Annotated in this window: 21 protein-coding genes; 13 read left to right on the top strand and 8 right to left on the bottom strand. The window is 63.9% G+C overall.

Translation table 11 applies throughout. The features are described from left to right. Positions 1 to 24: 24 nt before the first annotated feature. From DM374_RS05760 to glnT, 4 genes are all read right to left on the bottom strand, one after another. Positions 25 to 1,350, bottom strand: a complete 1,326-nt coding sequence (locus tag DM374_RS05760; protein ID WP_110969006.1) for an FMN-binding glutamate synthase family protein — start codon at positions 1,348 to 1,350, stop codon at positions 25 to 27. A gap of 21 nt (positions 1,351 to 1,371) precedes the next feature. Continuing rightward, complete coding sequence (locus DM374_RS05765) at positions 1,372 to 2,046, bottom strand: GltB/FmdC/FwdC-like GXGXG domain-containing protein (RefSeq protein WP_110969007.1); 675 nt, start codon at positions 2,044 to 2,046, stop codon at positions 1,372 to 1,374. Positions 2,047 to 2,058: 12 nt separating this feature from the next. Next, on the bottom strand, positions 2,059 to 2,958 hold the full coding sequence (locus tag DM374_RS05770; protein ID WP_095159284.1) for a class II glutamine amidotransferase: 900 nt from the start codon (positions 2,956 to 2,958) through the stop codon (positions 2,059 to 2,061). 125 nt (positions 2,959 to 3,083) lie between these two features. Next, positions 3,084 to 4,418: a type III glutamate--ammonia ligase gene (glnT, locus tag DM374_RS05775; RefSeq protein WP_110969008.1), complete on the bottom strand. Its 1,335-nt coding sequence runs from the start codon at positions 4,416 to 4,418 to the stop codon at positions 3,084 to 3,086. A 351-nt stretch (positions 4,419 to 4,769) separates the two neighbouring features. Between glnT and DM374_RS05780 the strand changes: the two genes are divergently transcribed. The 12 genes from DM374_RS05780 (at position 4,770) to DM374_RS05830 (ending at position 17,120) form a co-directional block, all read left to right on the top strand. Next, entirely contained in the window at positions 4,770 to 5,363 is a 594-nt protein-coding gene (locus tag DM374_RS05780; protein ID WP_110969009.1) for a helix-turn-helix domain-containing protein, read from the top strand. Between the two features lie 294 nt (positions 5,364 to 5,657). Continuing rightward, positions 5,658 to 6,524 (top strand): formyltetrahydrofolate deformylase, encoded by an 867-nt coding sequence (gene purU / locus DM374_RS05785; RefSeq protein ID WP_110969010.1) that lies wholly within the window; start codon positions 5,658 to 5,660, stop codon positions 6,522 to 6,524. 8 nt (positions 6,525 to 6,532) lie between these two features. Next, positions 6,533 to 7,444 (top strand): bifunctional methylenetetrahydrofolate dehydrogenase/methenyltetrahydrofolate cyclohydrolase FolD, encoded by a 912-nt coding sequence (gene folD, locus DM374_RS05790; protein WP_110969117.1) that lies wholly within the window; start codon positions 6,533 to 6,535, stop codon positions 7,442 to 7,444. Continuing rightward, entirely contained in the window at positions 7,426 to 8,667 is a 1,242-nt protein-coding gene (locus tag DM374_RS05795; RefSeq protein WP_110969011.1) for an FAD-dependent oxidoreductase, read from the top strand. The genes folD and DM374_RS05795 overlap by 19 nt, the downstream gene beginning before the upstream one ends. 11 nt (positions 8,668 to 8,678) lie before the next feature. Beyond that, positions 8,679 to 8,981 carry a sarcosine oxidase subunit delta gene (locus tag DM374_RS05800; RefSeq protein WP_110969012.1) on the top strand — a complete coding sequence of 101 codons (303 nt, stop codon included), beginning with the start codon at positions 8,679 to 8,681 and terminating at the stop codon, positions 8,979 to 8,981. Continuing rightward, positions 8,978 to 11,875: a 2Fe-2S iron-sulfur cluster-binding protein gene (locus DM374_RS05805; protein WP_110969013.1), complete on the top strand. Its 2,898-nt coding sequence runs from the start codon at positions 8,978 to 8,980 to the stop codon at positions 11,873 to 11,875. Before DM374_RS05800 ends, DM374_RS05805 begins: the two co-directional genes overlap by 4 nt. A 3-nt stretch (positions 11,876 to 11,878) precedes the next feature. Further along, positions 11,879 to 12,448, top strand: a complete 570-nt coding sequence (locus DM374_RS05810) for a sarcosine oxidase subunit gamma (protein ID WP_110969014.1) — start codon at positions 11,879 to 11,881, stop codon at positions 12,446 to 12,448. Positions 12,449 to 12,969: 521 nt separating this feature from the next. After that, a complete protein-coding gene (locus DM374_RS33110) occupies positions 12,970 to 13,122 on the top strand; it encodes a hypothetical protein (RefSeq protein WP_157969669.1) in 153 nt (50 codons plus the stop codon). Positions 13,123 to 13,267: 145 nt separating this feature from the next. Continuing rightward, the gene (locus DM374_RS05815) at positions 13,268 to 14,278 is read left to right on the top strand and encodes an ABC transporter substrate-binding protein (protein ID WP_110969015.1); all 1,011 of its coding nucleotides are present in this window, start codon (positions 13,268 to 13,270) and stop codon (positions 14,276 to 14,278) included. Between the two features lie 24 nt (positions 14,279 to 14,302). After that, on the top strand, positions 14,303 to 15,085 hold the full coding sequence (locus DM374_RS05820) for an ABC transporter permease (RefSeq protein WP_318531807.1): 783 nt from the start codon (positions 14,303 to 14,305) through the stop codon (positions 15,083 to 15,085). Beyond that, positions 15,082 to 15,882: an ABC transporter ATP-binding protein gene (locus tag DM374_RS05825; protein WP_110969017.1), complete on the top strand. Its 801-nt coding sequence runs from the start codon at positions 15,082 to 15,084 to the stop codon at positions 15,880 to 15,882. Before DM374_RS05820 ends, DM374_RS05825 begins: the two co-directional genes overlap by 4 nt. After that, positions 15,879 to 17,120 carry an NnrS family protein gene (locus DM374_RS05830; protein WP_157969670.1) on the top strand — a complete coding sequence of 414 codons (1,242 nt, stop codon included), beginning with the start codon at positions 15,879 to 15,881 and terminating at the stop codon, positions 17,118 to 17,120. The genes DM374_RS05825 and DM374_RS05830 overlap by 4 nt, the downstream gene beginning before the upstream one ends. Positions 17,121 to 17,151: 31 nt before the next feature. Here the strand turns inward: DM374_RS05830 and DM374_RS05835 are convergent, their stop codons facing one another. The 4 genes from DM374_RS05835 to DM374_RS05850 form a co-directional block, all read right to left on the bottom strand. Beyond that, a complete protein-coding gene (locus tag DM374_RS05835; RefSeq protein WP_177431515.1) occupies positions 17,152 to 17,862 on the bottom strand; it encodes a Crp/Fnr family transcriptional regulator in 711 nt (236 codons plus the stop codon). Between the two features lie 258 nt (positions 17,863 to 18,120). Further along, a complete protein-coding gene (locus DM374_RS05840; RefSeq protein WP_177431516.1) occupies positions 18,121 to 19,596 on the bottom strand; it encodes a porin family protein in 1,476 nt (491 codons plus the stop codon). A gap of 62 nt (positions 19,597 to 19,658) precedes the next feature. Next, complete coding sequence (locus DM374_RS05845) at positions 19,659 to 20,540, bottom strand: Slam-dependent surface lipoprotein (protein WP_225422450.1); 882 nt, start codon at positions 20,538 to 20,540, stop codon at positions 19,659 to 19,661. Positions 20,541 to 20,612: 72 nt separating this feature from the next. Then, on the bottom strand, positions 20,613 to 23,816 hold the full coding sequence (locus tag DM374_RS05850; RefSeq protein ID WP_110969021.1) for a TonB-dependent receptor domain-containing protein: 3,204 nt from the start codon (positions 23,814 to 23,816) through the stop codon (positions 20,613 to 20,615). 381 nt (positions 23,817 to 24,197) lie between these two features. Between DM374_RS05850 and DM374_RS05855 the strand changes: the two genes are divergently transcribed. Beyond that, positions 24,198 to 25,553, top strand: a complete 1,356-nt coding sequence (locus DM374_RS05855) for an APC family permease (RefSeq protein ID WP_225422451.1) — start codon at positions 24,198 to 24,200, stop codon at positions 25,551 to 25,553. Positions 25,554 to 25,557 lie beyond the last annotated feature (4 nt).

Here is a 25,557-nt window from a genome sequence, read left to right on the forward strand (position 1 = left end):
GCGACCTGCGGACCTAAACCAGCCTCAATATTGCTGCTGCCCCGGCACCCAGTTGGTCCCCGCCAACGGCACCCGCGCCATCGCCGCCGCTTCCACCGTCAGCGCCACCAGATCCTCGGGATCAAGGTTGTGCAGGTGCGACTTGCCGCACGCCCGCGCCATGGTCTGCGCCTCCAGCACCAGCACCCGCAGGTAATTCGCCAAACGACGCCCCGCCTCCACCGGATCAAGACGCTTGGACAGTTCCGGGTCCTGGGTGGTGATGCCTGCCGGGTCGCGGCCGTTCTGCCAGTCGTCGTAGTAACCCGCCGCCGAACCGATTTTCTTCAGTTCTTCATCCAGCCGCGGATGGTTGTCGCCCAGCGCCACCAGCGCCGCAGTGCCAATCGCCACCGCATCCGCGCCCAGGGCCATGGCCTTGGCCACGTCGGCGCCATTGCGGATACCGCCGGAGACGATCAACTGAACCTTGCGGTGCATGCCCATCTCCTGCAGCGCCTGGACCGCCTGCGGAATGGCCGGAAGAATCGGAATGCCGACGTGTTCGATAAACACTTCCTGAGTCGCTGCGGTGCCGCCTTGCATGCCGTCGAGGACGATCACATCAGCACCGGCCTTCACCGCCAGCTTGACGTCGTAGTACGGGCGGCTGGCGCCGATCTTCACGTAGATCGGTTTTTCCCAGTCGGTGATTTCCCGCAGTTCGGCGATCTTGATCGCCAGGTCGTCCGGGCCGGTCCAGTCCGGATGACGGCAGGCGCTGCGCTGATCGACGCCGATCGGCAAGGTACGCATGCCGGCCACACGCTCGGTGACTTTCATCCCCAGCAGCATGCCGCCGCCGCCCGGCTTGGCGCCCTGGCCAAGAACGATTTCGATGGCGTCGGCCTTGCGCAGGTCATCCGGGTTCATGCCATAGCGCGACGGCAAATATTGATAAACCAGGTGCTGCGACTGGCCGCGCTCTTCCGGGGTCATGCCGCCGTCACCGGTGGTGGTGCTGGTGCCGGCGATGGTGGCGCCACGACCCAGGGCTTCCTTGGCATTGGCCGACAGCGCGCCGAAGCTCATGCCGGCGATGGTCACCGGGATTTTCAGGTGGATCGGTTTCTTCGCGAAGCGGGTGCCGAGCACGACGTCGGTGCCGCATTTCTCGCGGTAGCCTTCCAGCGGATAACGCGACACCGAGGCGCCGAGCAGCAGCAGGTCGTCGAAGTGCGGCAGCTTGCGCTTGGTGCCGCCACCGCGGATGTCATAGATGCCGGTCTCGGCGGCGCGCTGGATTTCCTGGATGGTCAGGCGGTCGAAGGTCGCGGACTCGCGCAGCACAGGGGTGTTTTTTTCGCTCATGGGAATACTCCTTGCCGCGGATCAGTAGGCGGATGCGTTATCGACTTTGAAGTTGTACAGCTCACGCGCCGAGCCGTAGCGCTTGAAGCTGGCCGGGTCTTCGGCGAAGCCGGCGCGGTTGAGCAGTTCTGCCAGTTCGCTCAGGTGCTCGGCGCGCATCTCTTTCTCGATGCAGTCCGAGCCCAGCGACTTGACCGTGCCCTTTACGTAGATGCGCGTCTCGTAAAGCGAATCGCCAAGCGCGTCGCCGGCATCACCGCACACCACCAGGCGCCCGGCCTGGGCCATGAAGCAGCTCATGTGGCCGATGCTGCCGCCGACCACGATGTCGACACCCTTCATGGAAATCCCGCAGCGTGCGCCGGCATCGCCCTCGATCACCAGCAGCCCGCCATGGGCGGTGGCGCCGGCGGCCTGGGAGGCGCTGCCTTTGACCCGTACCGAGCCGGACATCATGTTCTCCGCAACGCCGACACCGACGTTGCCATGCACGGTGATGCAGGCTTTCTGGTTCATGCCGGCGCAGTAATAACCGGCGTGGCCCTGGATATCGATGCTCACGGCCTGATTCAGGCCCACCGCCAGGTTGTGCTTGCCGTCCGGGTGGCTGACCAGCCACTCGCGGTCTTGCACGTCGCCGTGCAGGGTCTGGTTCAGTTCACGCACCGTGGCGCTGGAAAGGTCGATGGTTTTCATGTGCGGGGCTCCTCAGGCACGTTCCCAGATGTACATGGTGGCGGGTTCGGGCTCCCAGACTTTCGCCTTGTCGATGCCCGGCAGGCTGGCCAGCGCCTGGTATTCGGAGGCCATGGCGACGTAATCCTCGGTCTCGGCGAGGATCGCCGGCTTGCAGGCGATCGGGTCGCGGATCACGGCAAAGCCGTTGCGGGTGCCGATGGCGAAGGTGAAGAAGCCGTCCAGGTCTTCCAGGGATTTATCCAGCGCCTCTTTCAGGCTGTCGCCCTGACGCAGGCGCCAGGTCAGGTAGCCGGCGGCCACTTCGGTGTCGTTGTCGGTTTCGAAGGTGATGCCTTCGCGCTTGAGTTCCTGGCGCAGGCGGAAATGATTGGACAGCGAGCCGTTGTGCACCAGACACAGGTCGGCGCCGGTGGAGAACGGGTGGCTGCCTTCCATGGTCACGGCGCTTTCGGTAGCCATGCGGGTGTGGCCGATGATGTGGCTGCCTTTCATCCCTTTGAGGCCGAAGCGCTCGGAGATTTCCCGCGGCAGGCCCATGCCCTTGAGGATTTCGATGCTCTGGCCGGCGCTCATGATGCGCACGTCCGGGGCCAGCTCAGCGAGGGCCGCGCGTACCGGCTCCTCTGCGCTGTGGGCCTTGAGCACAGCGGCGCTGGCGTTCTGGAACCAGTCCAGCGAGCAGCCGAGGCGGCCTTCCAGCTCGCCCATCAGGTGTTTCCAGTCGTAGCCGAGATCAGTGGCCTGGAGGGTCAGCTTCACCCAGCCGTCGGCGACTTCATCACCGTAGATGGCGAAGCCGGCACTGTCCGGGCCGCGGTCGGTCATGGCTTCGAGCATGGGTTCGAACAGTTTGCCGAGCTGGCCTTCAAGCTCGGGCTTCTTCAGGTAAAGACCTACGATTCCGCACATAAGCGCCTCACTTTGTTCGGCAGCAAGCGACAAGCGGCAAGCTGCAAGTTGTCCGTGTAGAACGGGAATAAGGTGTGCGCCGCAAACTGCCCTTTCTTGCAGCTCGCAGCTTGAAACTTGCAGCTTCAAAAGAATTCGGTGTAACGCTGGATCTCCCAGTCAGAGACGTGGCGGCTGTACTCCACCCATTCCATGCGCTTCTGGCGGATGAATTCGTCGACGATCTCCGGGCCCAGCACCTCGCGGAACAGCGGGTTGGCGGCCAGAGCGTCGGTGGCTTCCTTGAGCGATTGCGGCAGGGTCTTGATGCCGCGGGCGGCGATTTCTTCGAGGCTGAGGTTGTAGAGGTTCTCGTTGCACACGAAGTCCGGTTCCAACTGACGCTCGATGCCGTCGAGGCCGGCGGCGATGATCGCGGCGGTCACCAGGTACGGGTTGCAGCCGGCATCCGGCAGGCGGAATTCGAGGCGGCCATACGGCACGCGAACCATCGCCGAACGGTTGTTGGAGCCGAAGGCGATGAACGCCGGGGCCCAGGTCGAGCCAGACAGCGAGCGGCCGACGACCAGGCGCTTGTAGGAGTTCACCGTCGGCGCGGCGAAGGCGCACAGCGCCGGACCGTGGGCCAGCAGGCCGGCGGCGAAGTGATAGGCCATTTTCGACAGGCCCATGCCACTCGGATCGCTCGGGTCGTGGAACAGGTTCTTGTTGGTCGCGCTGGCGATCGACAGGTGGAAGTGCATGCCGTTGCCGGCGCGCTTCGGGTCGGGCTTGGGCATGAACGAGCAGATCATGCCCATGTCGTTGGCGATCTCGCCGGCGGCCATGCGGAAGAAGGTGAAGCGGTCCGCCGACTCCATGGCGTCGCTGTAGGTGTAATTGATCTCGAACTGGCCGTTGGCGTCTTCGTGGTCGATCTGATAGATCTCGAAGCCCACCGGCTGCAGCGCTTCGGTCAGACGTTCGAGGAATTCACGGGAACGCGACAGGCCCTTGTAGTCGTAGCAAGGCTTGTCGAGGTTGTCGGAGACGTCCACCAGTTGCAGCTTGCCGCCCGCGTCACGGCGGAACAGGCTGAATTCCGGTTCCAGGCCGGTGTTGAGGGTCCAGCCCTTGTCGGCCAGGCGCTGCACCTGCTGTTGCAGCACGTAGCGAGTGTCGTAGGGCCAGGGCTGGCCATTGACGTGACCGATGCAGACGATCCGACCGTAGCCCGGCTGCCACGGCACCGGCACCAGCGTGGACAGATCACCCCGGGCCATGAAGTCCGGGCCGTGGGGTTCCATGCCCATGCCGCAGATCGCGAAACCGGCGAACCCGGCACCGTCCTCGGCCACCGCCTTGAGCCCGTTGACCGGGACGGATTTGGTCTTCGCGGCGCCATGGATATCGACGAACTGGGCCAGCACGTACTTGATGCCGTGCTGTTCGATGATGCGCTGCGTTTCAACTGGCAACATGATTCTTCACTCCTGGAAAAGGGCAAGGCGTTCGATAGAAGGCAGGCGAACAAGGACGGAACGCGCCAGCACCTGTGCCCGAAGAAGCGAAACCCGCGGTGGGAAGCTGGCTGTGATCATGTGAATTCCAATCAGGAAAGTTAGTTTCCCTACAGGAATGCAATGCGCTTGCCAGTTTTTCAGCGACCGGAAGAAATGGCCCCGGCGTTGCACCGGTCTGCTGTTTATATGGGAAACTCTCTTTCACCCGAGGAAAGTCCCGGCGCCCGAACCAGGCGCCGGATTGTTTTTTGCACTTTCTCAGTGCGAATTTAAGTTTCCTGAACCGAAAACAAGCAGGATTGACCGACCGTGAATACCGAGACCCCGCCTCGCCTTCGCCTGGAGCAGTACCTGGGCATGCAGATCCGCCGCGAGCGCCAGGCCCAGGAGTTGAAACTGGCCGATGTGGCGCGCATCGCCGGGATCAGCCAGGGCATGCTGAGCAAGATCGAGAACGCTCAGGTGTCCACCAGCCTGGATATCCTCAGCCGCCTGTGCGACGTGCTGGGCATGCCGATGTCGAAGTTGTTCAGCCAATATGACCAGCCGGACGGCAACGCCATCCTGGTCAAGGCCGGCGAAGGCATGGAAGTGGTGCGCCGCGGCACCGAGAAAGGCCACACCTATCACCTGCTCAACCACACCCGTGGGCCGAAGAAGAATTTCGAGGCGTACATGGTGAGCATGGATGACGCCAGCGAAGAGTTCCCCACCTTCGCCCACCCCGGCACCGAGTTCCTGCACCTGCTGGAAGGTGAGCTGGTGTACCGGCATGGCAACCAGCTCTATCACATGCAGGCCGGCGACAGCCTGACCTTCGATGGTGATGTGCCGCATGGGCCGGAGAAGCTGGTGCAGGTGCCGATTCGGTTGTTGTCGGTGATGAACTACGGCAACGACTGAGGTCTTGTGGTGGTGTTGAAGGCCTCATCGCTGGCAAGCCAGCTCCCACAGACCTTGTGGGAGCTGGCTTGCCAGCGATGAGGCCCTACAGAACAACCTGATCCCCAGCCAGTAAGTTTCCTCCCAAGATAAAAATTTTCCCCACAGGCTAGACCTGCACCTTCCTTTCGCCTATAAAAGCGCAAAAGGAATATTTTATTCCCACCAATAAATAATCTTCACCGATAAAACGTCGCTTCACCGCTGAAATTTCCGCCTTGCGAGAGCTGCCGCCACTCCACCCGAGGACCTGAAATGCAACACGCCACCAGCCACTACATCCTCAAGATCAGTTGTCCGGCCACGTCCGGCATCGTCGCGGCGGTCACCACTTACCTGGCGGAAAAAGGCTGCTACATCAGCGAAATGTCGCAGTTCGACGACGAGACCAGCGGACGTTTCTTCATGCGTGCGGTGTTCCGTTTCAACGATCACTACGAAGGCGACATCGACGAGGTCGAGCAAGGTTTCGACCCGGTGGCCCAGCGCCTCGACATGCAGTGGAGCCTGCACGGCAGTTCACAACCGATGCGCGTGCTGCTGATGGTCAGCAAATACGACCACTGCCTCGCCGACCTGCTCTACCGCCACCACAAGGGCGAGATGGACATGCAGATCACCGCCATCGTCTCCAACCACCTCGACCTGCGCCCCATGGCCGAACGCGAGGGCATCCGCTTCATCTACCTGCCAGTGACCCGGGACACCAAGTCGCAACAGGAAGCGGCGCTGCTGCAGATCGTCGAAGAAACCGGCACCGAACTGGTGGTGCTCGCCCGCTACATGCAGATCCTCTCCGATGACCTGTGCAAACAGCTTGCCGGCCGCGCCATCAACATCCACCACTCGTTCCTGCCCGGCTTCAAGGGCGCCAAGCCGTACCACCAGGCCTACGCCCGCGGCGTGAAGCTGATCGGCGCCACCGCGCACTACGTGACGTCCGACCTCGACGAAGGCCCGATCATCGAGCAGGAAGTGCAGCGCGTGGACCACAGCTACCTGTCCGACGACCTGGTCAACGTAGGCCGTGATACCGAAACCGTGGCCCTGTCCAAGGCGGTGAAATACCACCTGGAGCACCGGGTCTTCCTCAACGACGACCGCACGGTGATCTTCCGGTGAACACGCACATATCCCCCAAAATCATCGACGGCAAAGCCGCCGCCGCCCGCGTCCTCGCCGAGGTGAAAAGCCAGGTGCAGGCGCTGAACGCCGAAGGTATCGCCCCCGCGCTGGCGGTGGTGCTGGTCGGCCAGGATCCGGCCAGTCAGGTCTATGTGCGCAACAAGGTGCTACGCGCCGAGGAATGCGGCATTCGTTCGCTGGAACACAAGCTGCCGGCGGACACCGCTGAGTCCGCGCTGCTGGCGCTGATTGCGCAGTTGAATGCCGACCGCGACGTGCACGGCATCCTCGTGCAGTTGCCGCTGCCGGGGCATATCGATGAAACCCGCGTGCTGCAGGCCATCGACCCGCTGAAGGACGTCGACGGTTTTCACGCCGAGAACGTCGGCGGCCTCAGCCAGGGCCGCGACGTGCTCACGCCCTGCACCCCCGCTGGCTGCATGCGCTTGCTGCAGGACACCTGCGGCGACCTTGCCGGCCAGCATGCGGTGGTAATCGGTCGCTCCAATATCGTCGGCAAGCCGATGGCCGCGCTGCTGCTCAAGGCGCACTGCACGGTGACCGTGGTCCACTCGCGCAGCGCCAACCTCAAAGAGCTTTGCCGCCAGGCCGACATCGTCGTCGCCGCCGTCGGCCGCCCGCGCCTGGTGGACGCCGACTGGCTCAAGCCCGGCGCAGTGGTGATCGATGTGGGCATCAACCGCATCACCGAAAACGAGCGCTCGCGGCTGGTGGGCGATGTCGATTTCGACAGCGCCCTGTCCACGGTCTCGGCCATCACTCCCGTGCCCGGTGGCGTCGGCCCGATGACCATCGCCTTCCTGATGAAAAACACCCTGACCGCCGCCCGCCTGCAACAGCTGACGTCGGTCACTTTCGCTGAGCATCCGGAGGCCGCATGCCCTTCAATCTCCTGAAATACGGCCTGAGCTCCGAGTACCCGGCAGAAGTCGATCTGCCGCCACCGACCGAGCTGAAAGCCTCCTACGACGTGGTCATCATCGGTGCTGGCGGCCATGGTCTGGCGATCGCCTATTACCTGGCGAAGTACCACGGCATCACCAATGTCGCGGTGCTGGAAAAGTCCTACCTCGGCGGCGGCAATACCGCACGCAACACCGCGGTGATCCGCTCCAACTACCTGACCAGCGAAGGCGTGCGCTTCTACATTGAGTCGGTGAAGATGTTCCAGGAGCTCTCCAACGAGTTCGACTTCAACATCATGTATTCCGAGCGCGGCCAGCTCACCCTGGCCCACACCGACGCCACGGTACGCGCCTTCCGCCAGCGCGCCGAAGTGAACAAGCACTTCGGTGGCCGCACCGAGATGCTCGACCGCCAGCAGATCCGCGAACTGGTGCCGACCCTCAACCTCGACCCCGGCCACCTGCCGGTCATCGCCGGGCTCTGGCACATCGACGGCGCTACCGCGCGCCACGACGCCGTGGCCTGGGGCTACGCCAAGCAGGCGGCCAAGCGCGGGGTGGAAATCCACCAGCTCACCGAAGTGCAGGACCTGGTCATCGAGCACGGCCGCATCACCGCAGTGAAGACCAACCGCGGCACCGTGAAGTGCGGCTGCGCCGTGCAAGCCATCGCCGGCGCCAGCTCGCTGATGCTGCAGAAGGCCGGGATTCGCGCGCCGATCCACACCTACCCGTTGCAGGCCATGGTCACCCAGCCGTTCAAGCCGTTCCTCGACCCGCTGGTGAGTTCGTCCGCCCTGCACTGCTACGTGCAACAGACCAGCCGTGGCGAGATCGTCTTCGGCGGCGGCTCCGATCCGTACCCGCTGTACAACACCCGCTCGACCCTGGACCTCAAGGAAAGCCTGCTGGCCCACGCCATCGAGATGTTCCCGTTCATGGCCAACGCCAAGTTGATGCGGCAGTGGGCCGGGATCACCGACATGACCCCGGACTACAGCCCGATCATGGGCCTGTCGCCGGTGCAGAACTATTACCTCGATGCCGGCTGGGGCACCTGGGGCTTCAAGGCGACGCCGATCTGCGGCAAGACCATGGCCGAACTGGTGGCCAGCGGCGGCCGCGTGCCGGAGCTGATCAAGCCGTTCGCCCTGGAGCGCTTCAGCACCTTCCAGCAGGTCAACGAAATGGGCGCCACCGCGGCCAGCCACTAAAGGGGAACGTCATGAAAATCATGCACTGCCCGCTCAACGGGCCGAGAAACATCAGCGAGTTCACCTACGGTGGCGAGTTCAAGGCGATGCCCGACCCGGCCACCTGCAGTGACACCGAGTGGGCCGACTACGTGTTCAACAGCGACAACCTCGCCGGCGTCGTCCGCGAGTGGTGGCTGCACAACGCCTCCAGCTACTGGTTCCTCGCCGAGCGCCACACCGTCACCGACCAGATCATTCGCACCTTCGACGCGAAGGAAATCTTCACCCAGCGGGTCGACTTCGCCCCGCGCACCGAGGAGATCGCCGGATGAACCGCCTCCCCGCTCCGATGGGCCTGCTGATCGACCGCCAGCAGCCGCTGCGTTTCAGTTTCGACGGTACCGATTACCAGGGCTTCGCCGGTGACAGCATCGCCAGCGCCTTGGTCGCCAATGGCCGCTGGCTGCTCTCGCGCTCGTTCAAATACCACCGCCCGCGCGGCCCGCTGACCATGGCCGGACAAGACGCCAATACCCTGGTGCAACTGCCGGACGAACCGAACGTGCTGGCCGATGCGCACGCCATCGACGCCGGCATGACCGTCACCGGGCAGAACTTCAACGGCTCGCTGGACAGCGACAAGGACGCCTGGCTCGGCAAGTTCTCACGCTTCATGCCCGTGGGTTTCTACTACCGCTCGTTCTACAAACCCAAGGGGATGTGGAAAGTCTGGGAGCCGCTGATCCGCAAGAAAGCCGGTCTCGGCGTGCTCGACCTGAACTTCAAGCCGCAGTACTACGACAAGGCGTACCTGTTTGTTGATGTCGCCATCATCGGCGCCGGCCCCGCCGGCCTCAGCGCCGCCCTCACCGCCGCCAACGCCGGCGCGCGGGTGCTGCTGGTGGAACAGCAGGCGCTGCTCGGCGGCTCGCTGACCTACGCCCGCTTCGACGCCGAAGGCCAGCGTGCACACACCCTGCGCCGCGAACTGGTGGACGCGGTGCAAGGCCACGCCAACATCCAGGTGCTGGCCCAGGCCACCTGCAACGCCTGGTTCACCGACAACTACCTGCCGGTGATCCAGGGCCGGCGCATGTACAAAGTGCGGGCGAAGCAGTGCATCGTCGCCGCCGGCTCCTTCGACCAGCCGGTGGTGTTCCGTAACAACGATCTGCCGGGCGTGATGCTCGCCAGCGCCGCGCAACGGTTGATGAAGCTGTACGCGGTGAAACCGGGCAACTGCGCTGTAGTACTGGCCGGCAACGACGACGGCTACCTCGCCGCCCTCGACCTCGCCGAACAGGGCGTGAAGGTCGCGGCGCTGGTGGATATGCGCCAGCAGCCCGCCGACGGGGCGCTGAAAGTCGCTCTGGAGAAACAGGGCATCCCCGTGCATGTCGGCAGTACCGTATACGAAGCGCTGCACGATAAAGGCATGCGCCACGTCAGCGGCGTCGACATCCGCCGCATCACCGCCCAAGGCCAAGTGGCCGAACAGGGCCTGACGCTGGACTGCGACCTGCTGTGCATGTCCGCCGGCTACATGCCGGTCTATCAGTTGCTGTGCCAGGCCGGCGGCAAACTGGCCTACGACGAACAACGCGCCGAGTTCGCCATCAGCGGCCTGCCGGACGGCCTGACCGTCGCAGGCTCAGTGAACGGTCGCCATCAACTGGACAACGTGCTGCTGGACGGCAGCCGGGTTGCCGCCGCCGCCGTGCAGGCGCTGGGACTGGCGCCGGGCATCGGTGACGTCACCTTCGCCGGTGAGGCGCGGGTCAATTTCGACTGGCCGATCTTCGCCCATCCCAAGGGCAAGGATTTCGTCGATTTCGACGAAGACCTGCAAGTGCGCGATATCGTCAACGCCACTCGCAGCGGCTACCGCGACGTGCAACTGGTCAAGCGCTTCTCCACGGTCGGCATGGGCCCGTCCCAGGGCCGTCACTCGGCGCTGCCCACCGCACGGCTGGTGGCCCAGGCAACCAAACGCAGCATCAGCGAAACCGGGGTGACCACCGCCCGTCCGCCGTTCGAAGCGGAAAAACTCGCCCACGTCGCTGGTCGCGCGTTCGACCCGTATCGGCAGACCGCCATGCACAGCCGCCATGTCGCCGCCGGCGCCAAGCTGATGCCCGCCGGCATCTGGCAGCGCCCGGCTTATTACGGGCAAGCCGGCGAACGCGAGCGCTGCATGCAGGACGAAGTTCGCCAGGTGCGCGAGAAGGTCGGCCTGATCGACGTCTCGACCCTCGGCGGCCTCGACGTGCGCGGCGCGGATGCCGCCGAGTTGCTGGAGCGCATGTACACCATGCCCTTCAAGAAACAGCCGGTCGGCCGCACCCGCTACGGCCTGATGACCAACGAGCATGGCGTGGTAATCGACGACGGCGTTATCGCGCGTATGGCCGAGAATCACTTCTACGTCACCGCCACCACCAGCGGCGTCGACCGCATCTACCAGCAGATGCTCAAGTGGAATGCGCAATGGCGCCTGGACGTGGACATCACCAACGTCACCGCCGCCCTCGCCGCAGTGAACGTGGCGGGGCCGCTGTCGCGCAAGGTGCTGGAGAAAGTCTGCACCGATGTCGATCTGTCCGCCGAAGGCTTCCCTTATCTCGCGGTGCGCACCGGTAGCGTGGCGGGGATTGCGGCGCGGCTGATGCGCGTCGGTTTCGTCGGTGAACTGGGCTACGAAATCCATGTGCCGGCACGCCATGGCGGCAAGCTCTGGGACGCGCTGATGGAAGCGGGCGCCGCGTTCGGCATTCGTCCGTTCGGTGTGGAAAGCCAGCGCTTGCTGCGCCTGGAAAAAGGCCACGTGATCATCAGCCAGGACACCGACGGCATGACCCACCCCGGCGAGATCGACATGCAGTGGGCGATCGGCCGCAAGAAGCCATTCTTCGTCGGCAAGCGTTCGATCGAGATCCTCGAACGCCAGCCGCTCAAGCGCAAACTGGTGGGCTTCAGCCTGCCCAAGGGCAGCAGCCAGCCGCTGGAAGGTCATCTGGTGCTCAGCGGTCCGGACATCAGCGGCAACGTCACCTCCTGCGAGTACTCCGCGACGCTCGGCCAGATCATTGGCCTGGCCTACGCCGGCGCCGACCAGGCCGAACCGGGCATGCGGATTCCGATCCGCGTCGAAGGCGGCGAAGTGGTCCAGGCCACCGTGGTGAAACTGCCATTCTACGACCCCGCCAACCAGCGCCAGGAGCTCTGAGCCATGACCAGCCTCAACCCTATCGAGCGCTGCGCGCTCATCGACCTGACCGACCTGCCGCGAGTGGGCTTTCGCGGCGCCGATGCCGCCGCCTGGCTGCAACAGCGCGGCTACGAACTGCCGCCGGCGCCCAACCAGGCCGTGTTTCTCGCCGACGGCACGCTGGTGGCGCGGCTGTCGCAGACCGAGTATCTGCTGCTGGGCAGCCTGGTGGATCGCGGCGACCGCATTGCCGCCGAAGAAGCTGGCTGGCAGTTCAGCGAGCAGCGCAATTATCTGCTGCCGCGCCAGGACAGCCACGCATGGGTGCAGTTGTCCGGGCAGCATGTGGCCGACGTGATGGCCAAGCTGTGCGGCGTCGACCTGCGCAGCGAAGCCTTCCCTGTGGGCAGCGTGGCGCAGACTTCGGTGGCGCGGCTCAATGCCATTGTGATCAATGCCGGGAATGCGGAGTTGGCGCGGTTTCACATTCTTTTTGATCGGGCTTCGTTGGCGTATTTCCAGGATGCGCTGCTGGATGCGATGGGCGAGTTTGGTGGGTTGCCGGTGAGTATCGATAACTTGCTCGGCTGATTTGTTGGCTTTGATGGTCCTATCGATGCGTGGGTATCTACACATCTTTCGGTTATGTGGTGGCTGGAAGGCGTTTGTCAAAAGACCGAGTAATGCCCACCAGGCGCATGCCAGAAGTTTTCTAGCGCTCTCAAGACCGAGCGCCGCCCGCGCGGCGCATCGCGAGCAAGCTCGCTCCTACATCGGTTGCAACGCGCCATGGCCTGACGGAGAGGTGTTGCCCGCCCTTGGCGTTTGGCGATGAATCGCTGGGAGGCTGTTGAAGTCGACTCAATACCGCGTCGTACAAACAAGGCGTTCAACTATGGCCTGATAGGCATAGGTACGTTGCAACCGATGTAGGAGCGAGCTTGCTCGCGATGCGCCGCGCGGGCGGCGCTCGATCTTGAGAGCGCTGAAAAATTGTCGGCTAGCGAATAGTCGCCGCTACCCGGTCTCCTGACTGGCGCCTCATAGGCTTCATACAGTTATGAGATGTGTAGATACCCATGCAGCGATGAGGCCCCCACAAGACCACCAGAATGACCGCCATCGAACCCACCAACTACCACGTCCCCGCCCCGCATCGCGGTCTCTCCAACGCGACATCGTCGCCCGCCGCGCAAGAGGCGTTTCTACAAGCGCTGCTGACGGCGAGCGAAGAGATTTCGGCGGCGTTGGGCTTCAGTAAGTGAGGGTTTCCCGCGAGAAGAACCCCACGTCAAAAACCGTTTCGCGTTGACAATTATCATGCTCGATCACGCCCCCTGAGGCCTACACTCGCCGACGAATACCCCAATCTGGAGCTTTCATGCCCCGCTTTCGGAACAACGTCCGGTAATGTCCAACGCCCTCGATTTTTTCTGGCGGCTGATTCCGCTGCTTGCCGTGCTGGTGCTGCCCATCACCCAGGCCACCGAGCGCGAACGCCTGGTCTTGGCCGGGCCTCCGGCGTCTGTGTCGTACCCGCTGATCCACATGATCGAAAGCGGCGCGCTCGGCGATGTTGCCCGTCACGTCGAGTTTGTCCCCTGGACCAATCCCGATCAGTTGCGTGCATTGGTCATGCAGGGCCAGATCGACTTCATCGCCGCGCCCACCAATGTCGCCGCCAACCTGTACAACCGCGAGGTGCCGATCACCCTGCTCAACGTCGCCACCTGGGGCGCGCTGTGGATGGTGTCCCGCGAGCCGGGCCTGAAGACGCTGGCCGACTTCAAGGGCAAGGAAATCGCCCTGCCGTTTCGCGCGGACATGCCGGACATCGTTTTCAGCTTTCTCGCCGAGCGACAGGGGCTCGACCCGCACAAGGACTTCCGCCTGCGCTACACCGCAACGCCCATGGACGCGGTGCAGTTGCTGGTGATGCGTCGTGTCGACCACGCGTTGCTCGCAGAGCCCGCGGTGTCGATGGTGCTACGCAAGACCCGCTCTTTTCCCGTCTCGCTGGTGGCGCCGGAGATGTTCCGCAGCGTCGATCTGCAGGCGCAGTGGGGCGAGTTGACCGCAGGACCTGCGCGCATCCCGCAAGCCGGCCTGGCCGCACTCGGCAATGCGCGGCAAGACCCGGCGCTGCTGGCGCGCATTGAACAGGCGTACGAGCAATCCGCCTCCTGGTGCTTCGACAACGCCGCTGACTGCGGTGCGATGGTCGCCAGGCGAATCACATTGCTGACCCCCGAGGCGATTGCCGACTCACTGCAGGCCCAGCCTCGCTACCTCGCCAGCGCCGCCCAGGCGAAAGACGAACTGGAAGCCTTTTTCCAACTACTGCTGGAGCGCCAGCCCGCTACCCTTGGCGGCAAGCTGCCCGACGCAGGGTTCTATGGGGGAGCGGCCGCCGCGCCGTAGATGAAGAGCCTCCTGACCACCGCGCTGGCCCTGTTGCGAGCCACCCTGACCTACTTGTGGAGCGGCTGGGGCGCGCTCGCCAGCCTGCTGCTGTTCTGCGCCGCCTGGGAGTTTGCCGGTCGGCTCTACGGGCCGCTCGTGCTGCCGGGCCCGCAAGCCACCCTGGAGCAACTGGGGCGGATGTACGGGTCCGGCGAGATTCTGCCGGCACTCACCGTTTCCAGTCGTCGCACCTTCTACGGCCTGGGTATCGCTCTGTTTGCGGGCAGTGCCTTCGGGTTGCTGGCAGGCCGCTCGATGACCACCGCCATGCTCGCCCGGCCGTTGGTCACGCTGCTGCTGGGCATGCCACCAATCGCCTGGCTGGTGCTGGCCATGCTCTGGTTCGGCATGAGCGACGCGACGCCGGTATTCACCGTGTTCATCGCCTGTTTTCCGATTGTGTTCGCCGGCGCCATGCAAGGCGGGCGAACCCTCGACAACCAGTTGCACAAGGTCGCCCGCGCCTACCGTTTGCCGTGGCACGTGATGCTGACCGATCTGTATTTTCCCCATGTCATGTCCTACCTGCTGCCAGCCTGGATCACCGCACTCGGCACCTCGTGGAAGGTGGTGGTGATGGCCGAATTGCTGAGTACGATTGACGGTGTCGGCGCAGCCCTCGCGGTGTCCCGCGCGCAACTGGATACCGCGACCTCGCTGGCATGGGTCGTCACCGTGCTGGCGGTGCTGCTGGCAACCGAATACCTCCTGCTGGAGCCACTCAAGCGTCACGTCGAACGCTGGCGGGTGGAGCCGAACTCATGAACGCATTGCACATCCGCCACCTGACCCACCGTTACGGCGCCACCGAGGTACTGTGGGATGTCGGCTTCGACCTCTACACCGGCGAATGCCTGGCGCTGGTCGGACCGTCGGGCTGCGGCAAGAGCACGCTCTTGCAGGTGGTGGCAGGACTCATCACGCCCACGGAAATCGTCATGCAGTGCGACTTCCGCGGCATCGGCTCTGTCTTCCAGCACCCTGCGTTGATGCCTTGGCTGAACGCCCGGGACAACATCGCCCTCGGCCTCAAGGGCCTGGGCGTGCCGCGCAAGGCCCGCCGCCAGCAGGCAGGTGCCATTGCCCTGCGCCTGGGCCTTGGCGACGCGGACATGGACAAGTATCCCCATGAGCTTTCCGGCGGCATGCAGAGCCGGGTGTCGCTCGGCCGGGCGCTGGCGCTGTCGCCTGATCTGCTGCTACTGGACGAACCCTTCTCGGCCCTCGATATCGGCCTGAAGCTGGAGCTGTACAAACTCCTGCGTGAACAGGTGCTGCAACGTGGCAGCACGGTGCTGATGATCACTCACGACTTGATGGAAGCGGTGCGCCTCGCCGACCGCATTCTGCTGATGATTCCCGCGCCGGGCCGGGTGGTGCATGAGTTCGCCCTGGACCTGCCGCAAGCACAGCGCAGCGAAGCCTGGATTCACCGCAGCACCGCCGAGTTGATGGACACCCGCGAAGTACGCATCGCATTTGGTCTGGACAAGGGTGAGCTGGACATAGCGCCCGCCGTTCATGGGCAGGGTCACGGACGCCACACGGGATGCCAGATATGAGCCTGCAAACACGCCTGGCACCGCTGATGATCTGCGGTTTCCGTCCTTTCTTCGTGCTCTGCGCCGCCAGCGCCAGCGGCCTGATGCTGTTGTGGCTGCTGCTTATGAACGGCGCCGGCGGCAATTGGCAACCGCCGGGCGGCCTGGTGCTCTGGCATGCCCACGAATTGCTGTTCGGGTTCACCGCTGCCGCCATCGCCGGCTTCGCCTTGACCGCCGTTCCCGAGTTCACCGACAGCGGCGAAATCAAAGGCCGGCCCCTGGCGAGGCTGGTCTTGTTGTGGGTGCTGGCACGGCTGGCTTATCCCCTCGCCGCATGGCTGCCCGAGCCGCTGGCCCTGTGGCCGGCCGCCTTGTGCAACCTGGCATTCTGGACGGTGCTGCTGATGCAGCTCGGGCCAAGACTGTGGCGTGACCCCACGCGCCAGCACCTGAGCTTCGCCTGGGTAATCGGCGCACTGGCGCTGTTGCAGCTCGGATTTTTCAGCACGCCCTTCAGTAGCCTCGACCCGGTGGCCTGGCTGCGGGCCGCGACCGGAGCACTGATGGTGCTGATCGTGGTCGCCACCAGCCGCATCTCCATGAGCGTGGTCAATGGCCGTATCGAAGAGGGCCGGCCCGGTGCTCCTGCCCCCACCAACCGCTATCTTGCCCGTCCGCCGCGGCGTCATCTGGCGACGTTCTGCATCGCCGTGTGCAGCGCCAGCGAATTCGCCCTCGGCGCCGATCCGGTCACCGGCTGGACCGCGCTCGCCGCGGCGGCGGCCATGCTCAACCTGCTCAACGACTGGCATGTCGGCCGTCCGCTGCTCAATCGCTGGGCGCTGATGCTCTACGCCGGTTATTGGCTGATCGCCCTAGGCTATGGCGTGATGGGCGCGGCATGGCTGGGCGCGCCCTTCGGGGCATCGGTGGGACGCCATGTGCTGACCGGTGGCGCGCTGTCACTGACCACGCTGGTAGTCATGGCGATGGTCAGCCGCATTCATGCCGGGCTGTGGCTCGACCGCCGCGCGTGGGTGCCGCTGTGCGCTGCGCTGCTGCTGGCCGCCACCCTGCTGCGCGCGGTATCAGGCTTGCCGCTGGCGGGCGCGGCGACGGCGCTTTTGCTCAATCTGTCGGGAATACTCTGGGCCGCCTGTTTCACGGTGTACCTGAGTTGCTCCTGGCGCGTCCTCAGCGGCCCGCGCGAGGACGGCCAGGAAGGCTGCGCGCCGCCGCGTACCGAGCAACCGTGAGGCGCCGGCGGCAGAAGATCATCGGCGTGAGTTACTTGCCCAGGGTACGTTTGGCGTAGTTGCAACAATCGAACAGGCTGCTGCCGAGATGATCCATCGGCTCGGCCTGATCGAACGCGGCGTTGAGCGGCGGCAGCTCCACCGACTGGCATAACCCGTCCACATCCAGCAACACCAGTTCGGCATTGCGTCCGCCAATGAAGCCGGCACGACGAAACGCGCTCAGTTGCCGCGAGAAGGTTTCCGGTGTGATGTTCAGTTGCCTCGCCAGCACGCTATGGCTGGCCGGCAAGGTCAGCCAGGCGCTGCGCTGCTGAAGGTACAAGTCCATCAGGTAGGCCACCAGGCGCTGGGCGGCGTTGCCGATGGTCAGCAGGTCGATACGGTTGAGGGACTGCGAGATGCGCACCGCCATGCCTTCGAGCATGGCCATGGCAAAGTCCGGCGACGTGCGGCACAAGTCCAGCAGACGCGCCCGGGGCAGGCGATACAGCGAGGATTCGACACTGGCCCGCGCCGACAACGGATACCGGCACGGCTCGACGAACATGGCCGTCTCGGCCAGCAGGTCGCCCGCTTCCATGCTGCGGAAAATCTTGTGTTCGCCGGTGTAGCTGGGTCGGTACAGCTCGACATTCCCCGACTGCACAAGAAAGAAATACGCCGCCTTGTCGCCCAGGCGGAACAGGTGCTGGCCACTGTCCAGGCGTATCAGCGATACGTCTTCGAGCAGGGAATCCAACCGGTCCCGCCCCACTTTCGAAAACACCGGGGAGCGGGCAAGCATCTGGAGAAGCGCTGGCGCCTTCATGGCTTATTCACGCCGTGCAAAGAGCGACACACGCCGGCAGCCTCATGGCTGCGGCGATCATTGCCAATACCGTCCATGGAGTCGCTCGTGCATGCCTGCTCGCTAATAAGAAGCATTATCAAAGGCGGCATCCTACATCAATTCATCTTGTCGGGGCGTGGGAAATATCACTCGGCTTGCAGGCGGCCCTCAGAAATCCTTGCGTAGCATCAGGCTCACTTCCGTTTGGTGATAACCGAAGGCCCATTCCAGGTTGCTCTCGTTGATGCTGTGGCGTACCCGTAGCTCGGGCGTGAGCCCTGCGAGTTTCCAGCCACTGGCGCCGGCACTGAGGATATAGACCTGCTGCCGGTCCTCGCGGCGGGCGCCGAGAAAGCCGTCATAGGCCTCGTTGCGGCTGTCGCGGTAAATGCCCAGCGCGTTCAGGTAAAGGCCCGGCTCGCCGTCGAACAGGTGATACATCCCCACCCTTGCCGACCAGTCGCGACTGCTGGCCGCATCCACTTCATAGCGCTTGCGGCTGAGGTTGACGCCGCCGTAGAGGCTGGTGGCGGGCGTGGCCATGAAGGAGGCGAACACGCCCCACTGGTACTGCTCGTAATTGGCGCCGGTGCGCAGGCCCTGGCTGCTGTAGTGGTAGCGCTTGGCATCGAGGTTGGTGCCAAGTTGCCAGCGCTGGTCCAGTGCCCGGCGCCATTCCAGTTGCAGACCGTGGGCCAGGTAGTCGCTGTGGCGGTTGCGGTAGTAATGCTCCAGGTAGGGCGTGACCGACAGGCTGTCGCGGGCATTGAGGTATTGGTAGCCGGCCTGCAGCAGCGAGAGGTTGTTGCTGTAGTCGCGGATCGAAGCACTCGAGGTGTCGTCGGTGCGGGAGAAGTAGTTGCCGTAGCTGAGCGGGCGCAGTTGCAGGTTATGGTTGCCGGACAGGTTGATGCGCTGCTGCAGCGACACTTCGTAGTTGACCATCTGCGACCCCATCGCCTCGGGCATCACCCGTTCGAACAGGCAAACACCGAGCATGGCGAGGTAGCTTTCGCAGCGCCGATAGCCATTGGCCTGGTTGATGTTGTCGTTGTAGCCCCAGCCCAGCGCCCCGCTGCCGTGCCAGTCGGCGCGGCTGTCGAGCGCCTGGCGGTATTGTTCTACGAGCGCCAGCGCGTGAGGCGGCAGGCCCGCGCCGAGCAAGTGATCGAAGCCTTCGCGGGCATTGCTGTCCTGATTGTCTTCGAACCACAACCGGGCCAGTTCCAGGCGAATGCGCACATCGTCCGGCTCGGCTTCACGGGCCGCCTGCATCCGTTGCAGGGCGCGCGGGTAATCGCCCTGAAAGCGCGCCAGCAGGCTCTCGGCCATCGCCACCAGTGCCGGTCGATGACCGGGCAACGCGCGGTAGCGGGCAATGAATTCGGGCAACCGGGTCCACTGGTTGCTGTTGATCGCTATATAAATGGCGGGCTCCAGCGCCTGGTCCTGAACCTGATAGACCTGCCCCTCATACAGCAACGTCCCTGGCGTCGGCGCGAGCTCTTGCTCGGCCTGGGCTTTCTGTTCGGTAGCGCGGCGGGTCTGGTCCTGCAGGAAGCGGGTGTCATCGTCATCGGCTTGGGCGACGGCTGATACGCAGCACGCCAGCAGCAACCCGATGGCTGGAAAACGCAAGAACATGGGAAACATCCGGGCAGAAGACGCAGAAAAGGGAGGGGGCCGGCGAACCGGCCCCTTGAGCGTTACTGCCGTGCGCCGCCAAAGGCGACGTCGTCCTGCGCGCCCACACCGCCGGTGTGGATACCCGCCAGGGCATTGGCGTTGTTATAGAACTGGCCGCTGATGACCGTGCCTTTGGAGAACGACCCCGTGCTCTGGATCTGCGTGCCGGTGAAGTCCAGCGCGGTCGACCCGGCACGGGCGAGGCTGCCGGACAGTTGGTTGTTGCTGCCATTGGCGACGTAGTTGGCAGTCAGCACGCCGGTGTAGACATTGGGAGCTTCCGGGTTGTGCTGATTGATGCCGACCACGTTGTACTGGGCGTTGACCAGCGTAGGCATGCTGGTGGTGGGGTTCTCGCCGCTGAACCAGACGGTGCGGTCGGCGCTGCTCATGTTCAGGTCGGTGCTGGCCAGCGCGGCATAGTTGGCGCCCTTGGGTGCCCACTCGCCGAAGTACACCGCCGAACCTTCCACCTTGCCGATCACCAGTCCGCCGAAATCAGGCATGAACGGCAGCGGCGGCACGATCATCTGGCGCACGCTGTTGATGGTGGTGGTGTCGCCGTTGTAGCTGACGTTGTTCTTCCAGACCTGCGCGACCTTGGTATCTCCCAGCACGATGCCGGCGAGGAAGTTGACGTCCTGGCCCTTGAGGTAAGTCTTGCCGTTGGATTCAGCGCCACGGGCAATGGCGTTGTTGGACTGGGCAACCGGCCCTCCGGCGATGTCGATCACGGTCGAGGAGCCAGCGAACGACAGACCGGCGTTGTTGCTGCCGAACAGGTTCGACTGGCCTGGGGCGACCTTGGCCGGTGCGGACGAGCCGCCCGCCACGGTGGCAGCCATGGCGCCAGTGGCGGACAGGGTCATGATGATGGCGATTGCCAGTGCGTGCTTTTGCATAGCCTTACTCCTTCAAGGTGGGTACAGCGAAATGACCGGCTCCAGGCGGAACCGGTGAAACCCGAAACAGCGTCAGAAGCGCAGACGCAGCCCTGCGGTCAGGGTGCGTCCCGGCCCCGGCACCGGAATTTTCGACATGGGGTCCATGTAATAGCGGTCGGTCAGGTTGGTGAGGCCCAGGCTCACATCGAGGTTTTCCTGGACCTCGACGCGGGCATAGACGTCGTGCAGCAGCACCGAATGCCAGTACATCTGCGACATGCTGTTCTGCTGCCAGATGTCCTTGCCGTAGGAGCTGCTCAGCAGGTCGTCGAGGTCATCGTTCTCGGCCTTGGCGTGGTAGACGCCGCGCCAGCCCAGCTCGACCCGGTCGTTGAACAGGCGAGTGCCCAGTTCGGCGTTGATCGAGTACTTGGGTTGCAGGCTGGTGGCCGTGAGGGTGTCGGCGAAGCCGCCGGTCATGCACTCGGGCATGCGGTTGTGATAGACGTCCAGACCGTAGGCGTAATCCTTGTCGCAGAGCTTCTGGTCGAGGCGGTAAGTGGCGCCCAGACTGCCGTAGTAACGGCCGCTGTCGAAGCGCGACTGGAACTCGATGCCACTGGTTTCCTTGCGGTCGAACTGGATGATCGCCAGGCTCGAATCGCGCTCGATGAAATCCTTGATCTCGGTGTTGAAGTAACTCAGGCGCGCATCGGCCATCTGCAGGCCAGGGAAGAACTGGGTGAGGTCATGGCCGTAGCCGACTTCCCAGTTGGTGCTGCGCTCGGGCTTGCTGGCGCCGTCGACACTAAGCGCACCGACGCCATCCATGCCCACCGAGGTGGACGCAATCTCGAAGATGCTGGGGAAACGGGTGGTCTGGGCGTACCGCAGGAACACCGTGCCATGCTCGGTCACCCGCGCGGTGGCGGAGAACACTGGCGACCAGGCTTCGCCGGACTGCTTCTCGGGCTCGGCCCAGGCCTGATCCGCCGCGATGTCCGCGTAAATCGCCTTGCCTTGCAAGCCTGTGCTGCCGGTATCCCGTTGCTTGACGGCGATTTCGCCAGTCAACCCTTGTGGGTTGGTCACCGTGGCGCCCGAATTGATCGGATCGTCAGCTAACGGACTTTGTGAAGACTGCACCTTGCCGTCGACCACCGGCACCACCACGGTCTGCTTCCAGTAATAGGCACCTGTCGCGCCATCACGGAACATGTCCCGACCGTTGCGCCATTGGTTCAGCGCGTCCTGGGCGGCAGTGGACGCGGCCAGGTTGGGGGTGGTGATGCCATTGTGCATCGCCAGGAAATCCTCCGGGGTCAAGCGGCCCGCAGCCTCCACCGAGGAGGAGAACAACTGCTGGTAGGTGCTCTCTTCGCGGTCGCTCATCAACTCGCCGTATTGCAGTTCGACACCCACCTTGCGCTTGACCGCCTCGGCGCTGGCGACCTTCTGCCGCCGACGCTGGGCCAGGCCCTCGTCGTAGGCCGAGTAGCGGTGATAGCGGGTACCGGCAGTCAGGGTCAGCCAGGGCATCGGCTGCCACTCGAAGTTGAACATGCCCGAATATTCATCTCGATCACCCGAGCGCGGCCCGTAGTTGGCAGTCGAGTAGTGGAAGTTCGCGCCGCCCACACCGATGCCACCGGTGAGGTTCACGTCCGCCACACGCTCGTCGAGCTTCTCGTGCTGGAAGGCGCCGCCCACGGTCAGGCGCAAGGTGTCGGACAGCAGCATCAGGTTGCTGATATCGAAGCCGGTCCGGTCATGGTTGGTCCACTGCGAACTGCCGGCGAAGATGCGCCCGTCGTGGTCTGGCTGAACCGGCGCGGTGCCGCCCATGTTGGGGTTCAGCGCCGGGTTGGTGAAACAGGTGAAGCCCATTGCGCCGCTGGGCAGGCCCGATGCCCAGTTCGGTCCGCGACAGGCATCCCAGTCGCCCTTGAGGGTGTTGTAGGCCTTCAGCGCCGAGCTGTCGTTGATGTAGTAGGCGCCGCCGCCGGTCTGGTGACGCACGCCATCGGTCTTGGTCATCCACAGGCTGCTTTGCAGGTCGATCCAGGGCGAGCCCTCGGGCTTCCACTCATGACTGAGCTTGTAGGTGTCGAGGCGCAATTCCGAACGCGGGAACTCCGCGACGAGCTGGTCGTAGCGCCCCTGCTTCGCCAACTCCTCGGCGATGCCCAGCATGGCGACGGCCTGGCCCGGGCTGGTTTCAGCGAACTCCAGGTCCGAGCGCATGAAGCTCCAGCCCAGCTTGTGATCGTTGGGCAGGTACCAGTTGTTTTTCACCAGCGTCGTTTCACTGTTGCTGGAGGTGCTGAGCACTTCGTTGCCGGGGTGGTAGAGCCTGGTGAGGTTCGGGTAATAGGCCGAGGTGTCGCGAGCGTAGGCGTCGTTGCGGCTGTACTCGCCAGCACCGTGGTTGCCGGCGAAGTAGTTGCCTTTTTCCCGCTGGCTGTAGGACAGCAACAGATCAGTGACGTCGTTGCGCGCCGCGATGGCGAACATCTCGGCGTGATCATCGAAGTTGAACTGGTCGTTGTGGCCCTTGGTGCGCGGGACCGGCTGCGGGATGTTGACGTTGTTGTCCGCCCCCAGGGTCGCGCCGGGGATGCTGCGATAGTCCTGGCCGAAATAGCTATTGGCATCCACCTGCGGCTTGATGCTGTTGCCGGAAGACTCGGTCGTGAACTCGATACCGAAGCTGTCGCCTTCGGGGATGATGTCCGCCGCCTCGATCGTGCGTACGTTCACCGAACCGCCGACACCGCTCCTCACATCACGGCTCAGCGAGGGCCCCTTCTCCACCGAGATGCTGCGGAACATCGCGGGATCGACGTAGTTGCGGTTGCCGGCGCCGTAGACCTGCAACCAGACGTTGGTGGACTGTTCGGTGCCATCGACGGTCAATGGTACCCGGCCTTCACCGGACAGGCCGCGAATGTTGGGCGTGATCGCACTGCCGTTGCGCGAGTCCATGCTGTAGACGCCGTTCATGCCCTTGAACACGTCGCCCGGATTGGTCGTCTGGAAGCGCTCCAGCTCTTCGCGGCCGATGTACAGGTTGGTGACATTGTCTTGATAGACCTTGTCACGGCCGTCGGCGTCCTTGTCGGCGACGGCATTCACCGTGCTGTGAGGCAATTGCAGCCCTTGCTCTTTCTTTTCAGTCTTCACCACTTCGGTGGCGGCAACCTCGTCGCTCAACGGACTGGCCGCCAGCATGAGCGGGCTCAGCGCAGAAAAGCCCGATATCAACAACGCCAGTTTCGTTGGCTTGAACAGCATTTCATCCCTCCCCCAGAGCACTGCGAAGGGTCAAGTCGCCGGGTGGCGATAACCCTCAAATGAGAATCGTTATTCTTATCGTTGGGAGGGCTAAACGCCGATGACAATTGTCAAGGCGTTGGCGAGATGGCTGGGAAACTGGGAAATGGAGGAAGGGAGGCGAGGTGTCACGCCGGGCGGCGAGATATCAGTCCAGGTTGCGCCACGCACAACAAACAGGGCATTTCAGCAATCGCCCATTGCGCAACTGCAATGTTGTTTCGCTTATCGCACCCTCCCCCGGCTGCTAGCCTAGGCCGCTGACACGGACTCATCACCGGCAGGTATCGCCACCCCCAGGCTTCTCGCGTGCAACCGTATAAAAAATATAACGGGACTCAGATGACCACTAACAACCACAACATGGCAGCCCGTGGCGAAGAACAACTTCGTCGTGTCCTGGGACTGCCGGCGCTCGTATTCTTCGGACTGGTCTATATGGTGCCCCTGACCATATTCACCACCTACGGCATCGTGACCGAAACCACCGGTGGCAGAACCGCAGGCGCCTATCTGGTGACCCTCGCCGCCATGCTCTTCACCGCCGCGTCCTACGGCATCATGGTTCGTCGCTTTCCCGTAGCGGGTTCGGCTTACTCCTACACCAATATCGCTTTCGGCTCGAATGTCGGCTTCCTCGCCGGCTGGTCGCTGCTGCTCGATTACCTGTTCATCCCGATGATCAACTACCTGTTGATCGGGCTGTTCCTGAACATCGCCTTCCCCGCCATTCCGGCCTGGGTTTTCGTCCTGGTGTCCATCGCTCTGGTAACCGTGCTCAACGTCCTCGGGATCCGCTCGGTCGCCAAGGCGAGCAACCTGATCGTCGGCGCGCAGGTGATTTTCATCGTGGTGTTCGTGGCCCTGTCCTGTAACTCACTGGGCAATGCCGGACCTGTCGATTACCTCTCGCCGCTGCTGGGCGACGGCAGCAAGCCCGGCTTCAACCCGCTGATGGCTGGCGCCGCGATCCTGTGCCTGTCGTTCCTGGGCTTCGACGCCGTGTCCACCCTCGCCGAGGAAACCCGTGACGCCCGCCGCACCGTGCCGCGCGCGATCATGCTGACCACCCTGGCGGCGGGCGTGCTGTTCACCGTGCTGGCCTACCTGAGTCAGTTGGCGATCCCGGGCAGCCACTTCGAAAACGCCGACACTGCCGCCAATGAAGTGATGTTCACGGTCGGCGGCCAATTCCTCGCCAACTTCTTCACTGCGGCCTTCGTGGCCGGCAGCCTGGGTTCGGCACTGGCCTCGCAAGCGGCCGTCTCGCGGATCATCTACAGCATGGGCCGCGACAAGCTGCTGTCCGAGCGCTGCTTCGGCACCCTGTCGGCGCGCTTCGGCACCCCGGTCAACGCAACCCTGCTGGTGTCGCTGATTTCGCTGGTGGCGCTGGTCATCGACCTGGGAACGCTGGCATCGCTGATCAGCTTCGGCGCACTGGTGGCCTTCTCGGCGGTGAACATGGCCGTGCTGCGCACCCACCTGTTCGCCAAAGGCCAGCCGAAAAACCTGCTGCTGCACGGCGTGGTGCCGCTGATCGGCCTGGCCCTGACACTGTGGCTATGGACCAGCCTGTCCGCCCTGACCCTGAGCATCGGCCTGGCCTGGTTCGGCGTCGGCGTGGTCTACCTGCTGGTGCTGACCAGCGGCTTCCGGCGGAATGTGCAGGTTGCGGACTTCTCCGAGGCTGGCTGAGAGC

It is taken from the genome of Pseudomonas huaxiensis (genome assembly GCF_003231275.1).
In the GTDB taxonomy this organism is placed as follows: Bacteria; Pseudomonadota; Gammaproteobacteria; order Pseudomonadales; family Pseudomonadaceae; genus Aquipseudomonas; species Aquipseudomonas huaxiensis.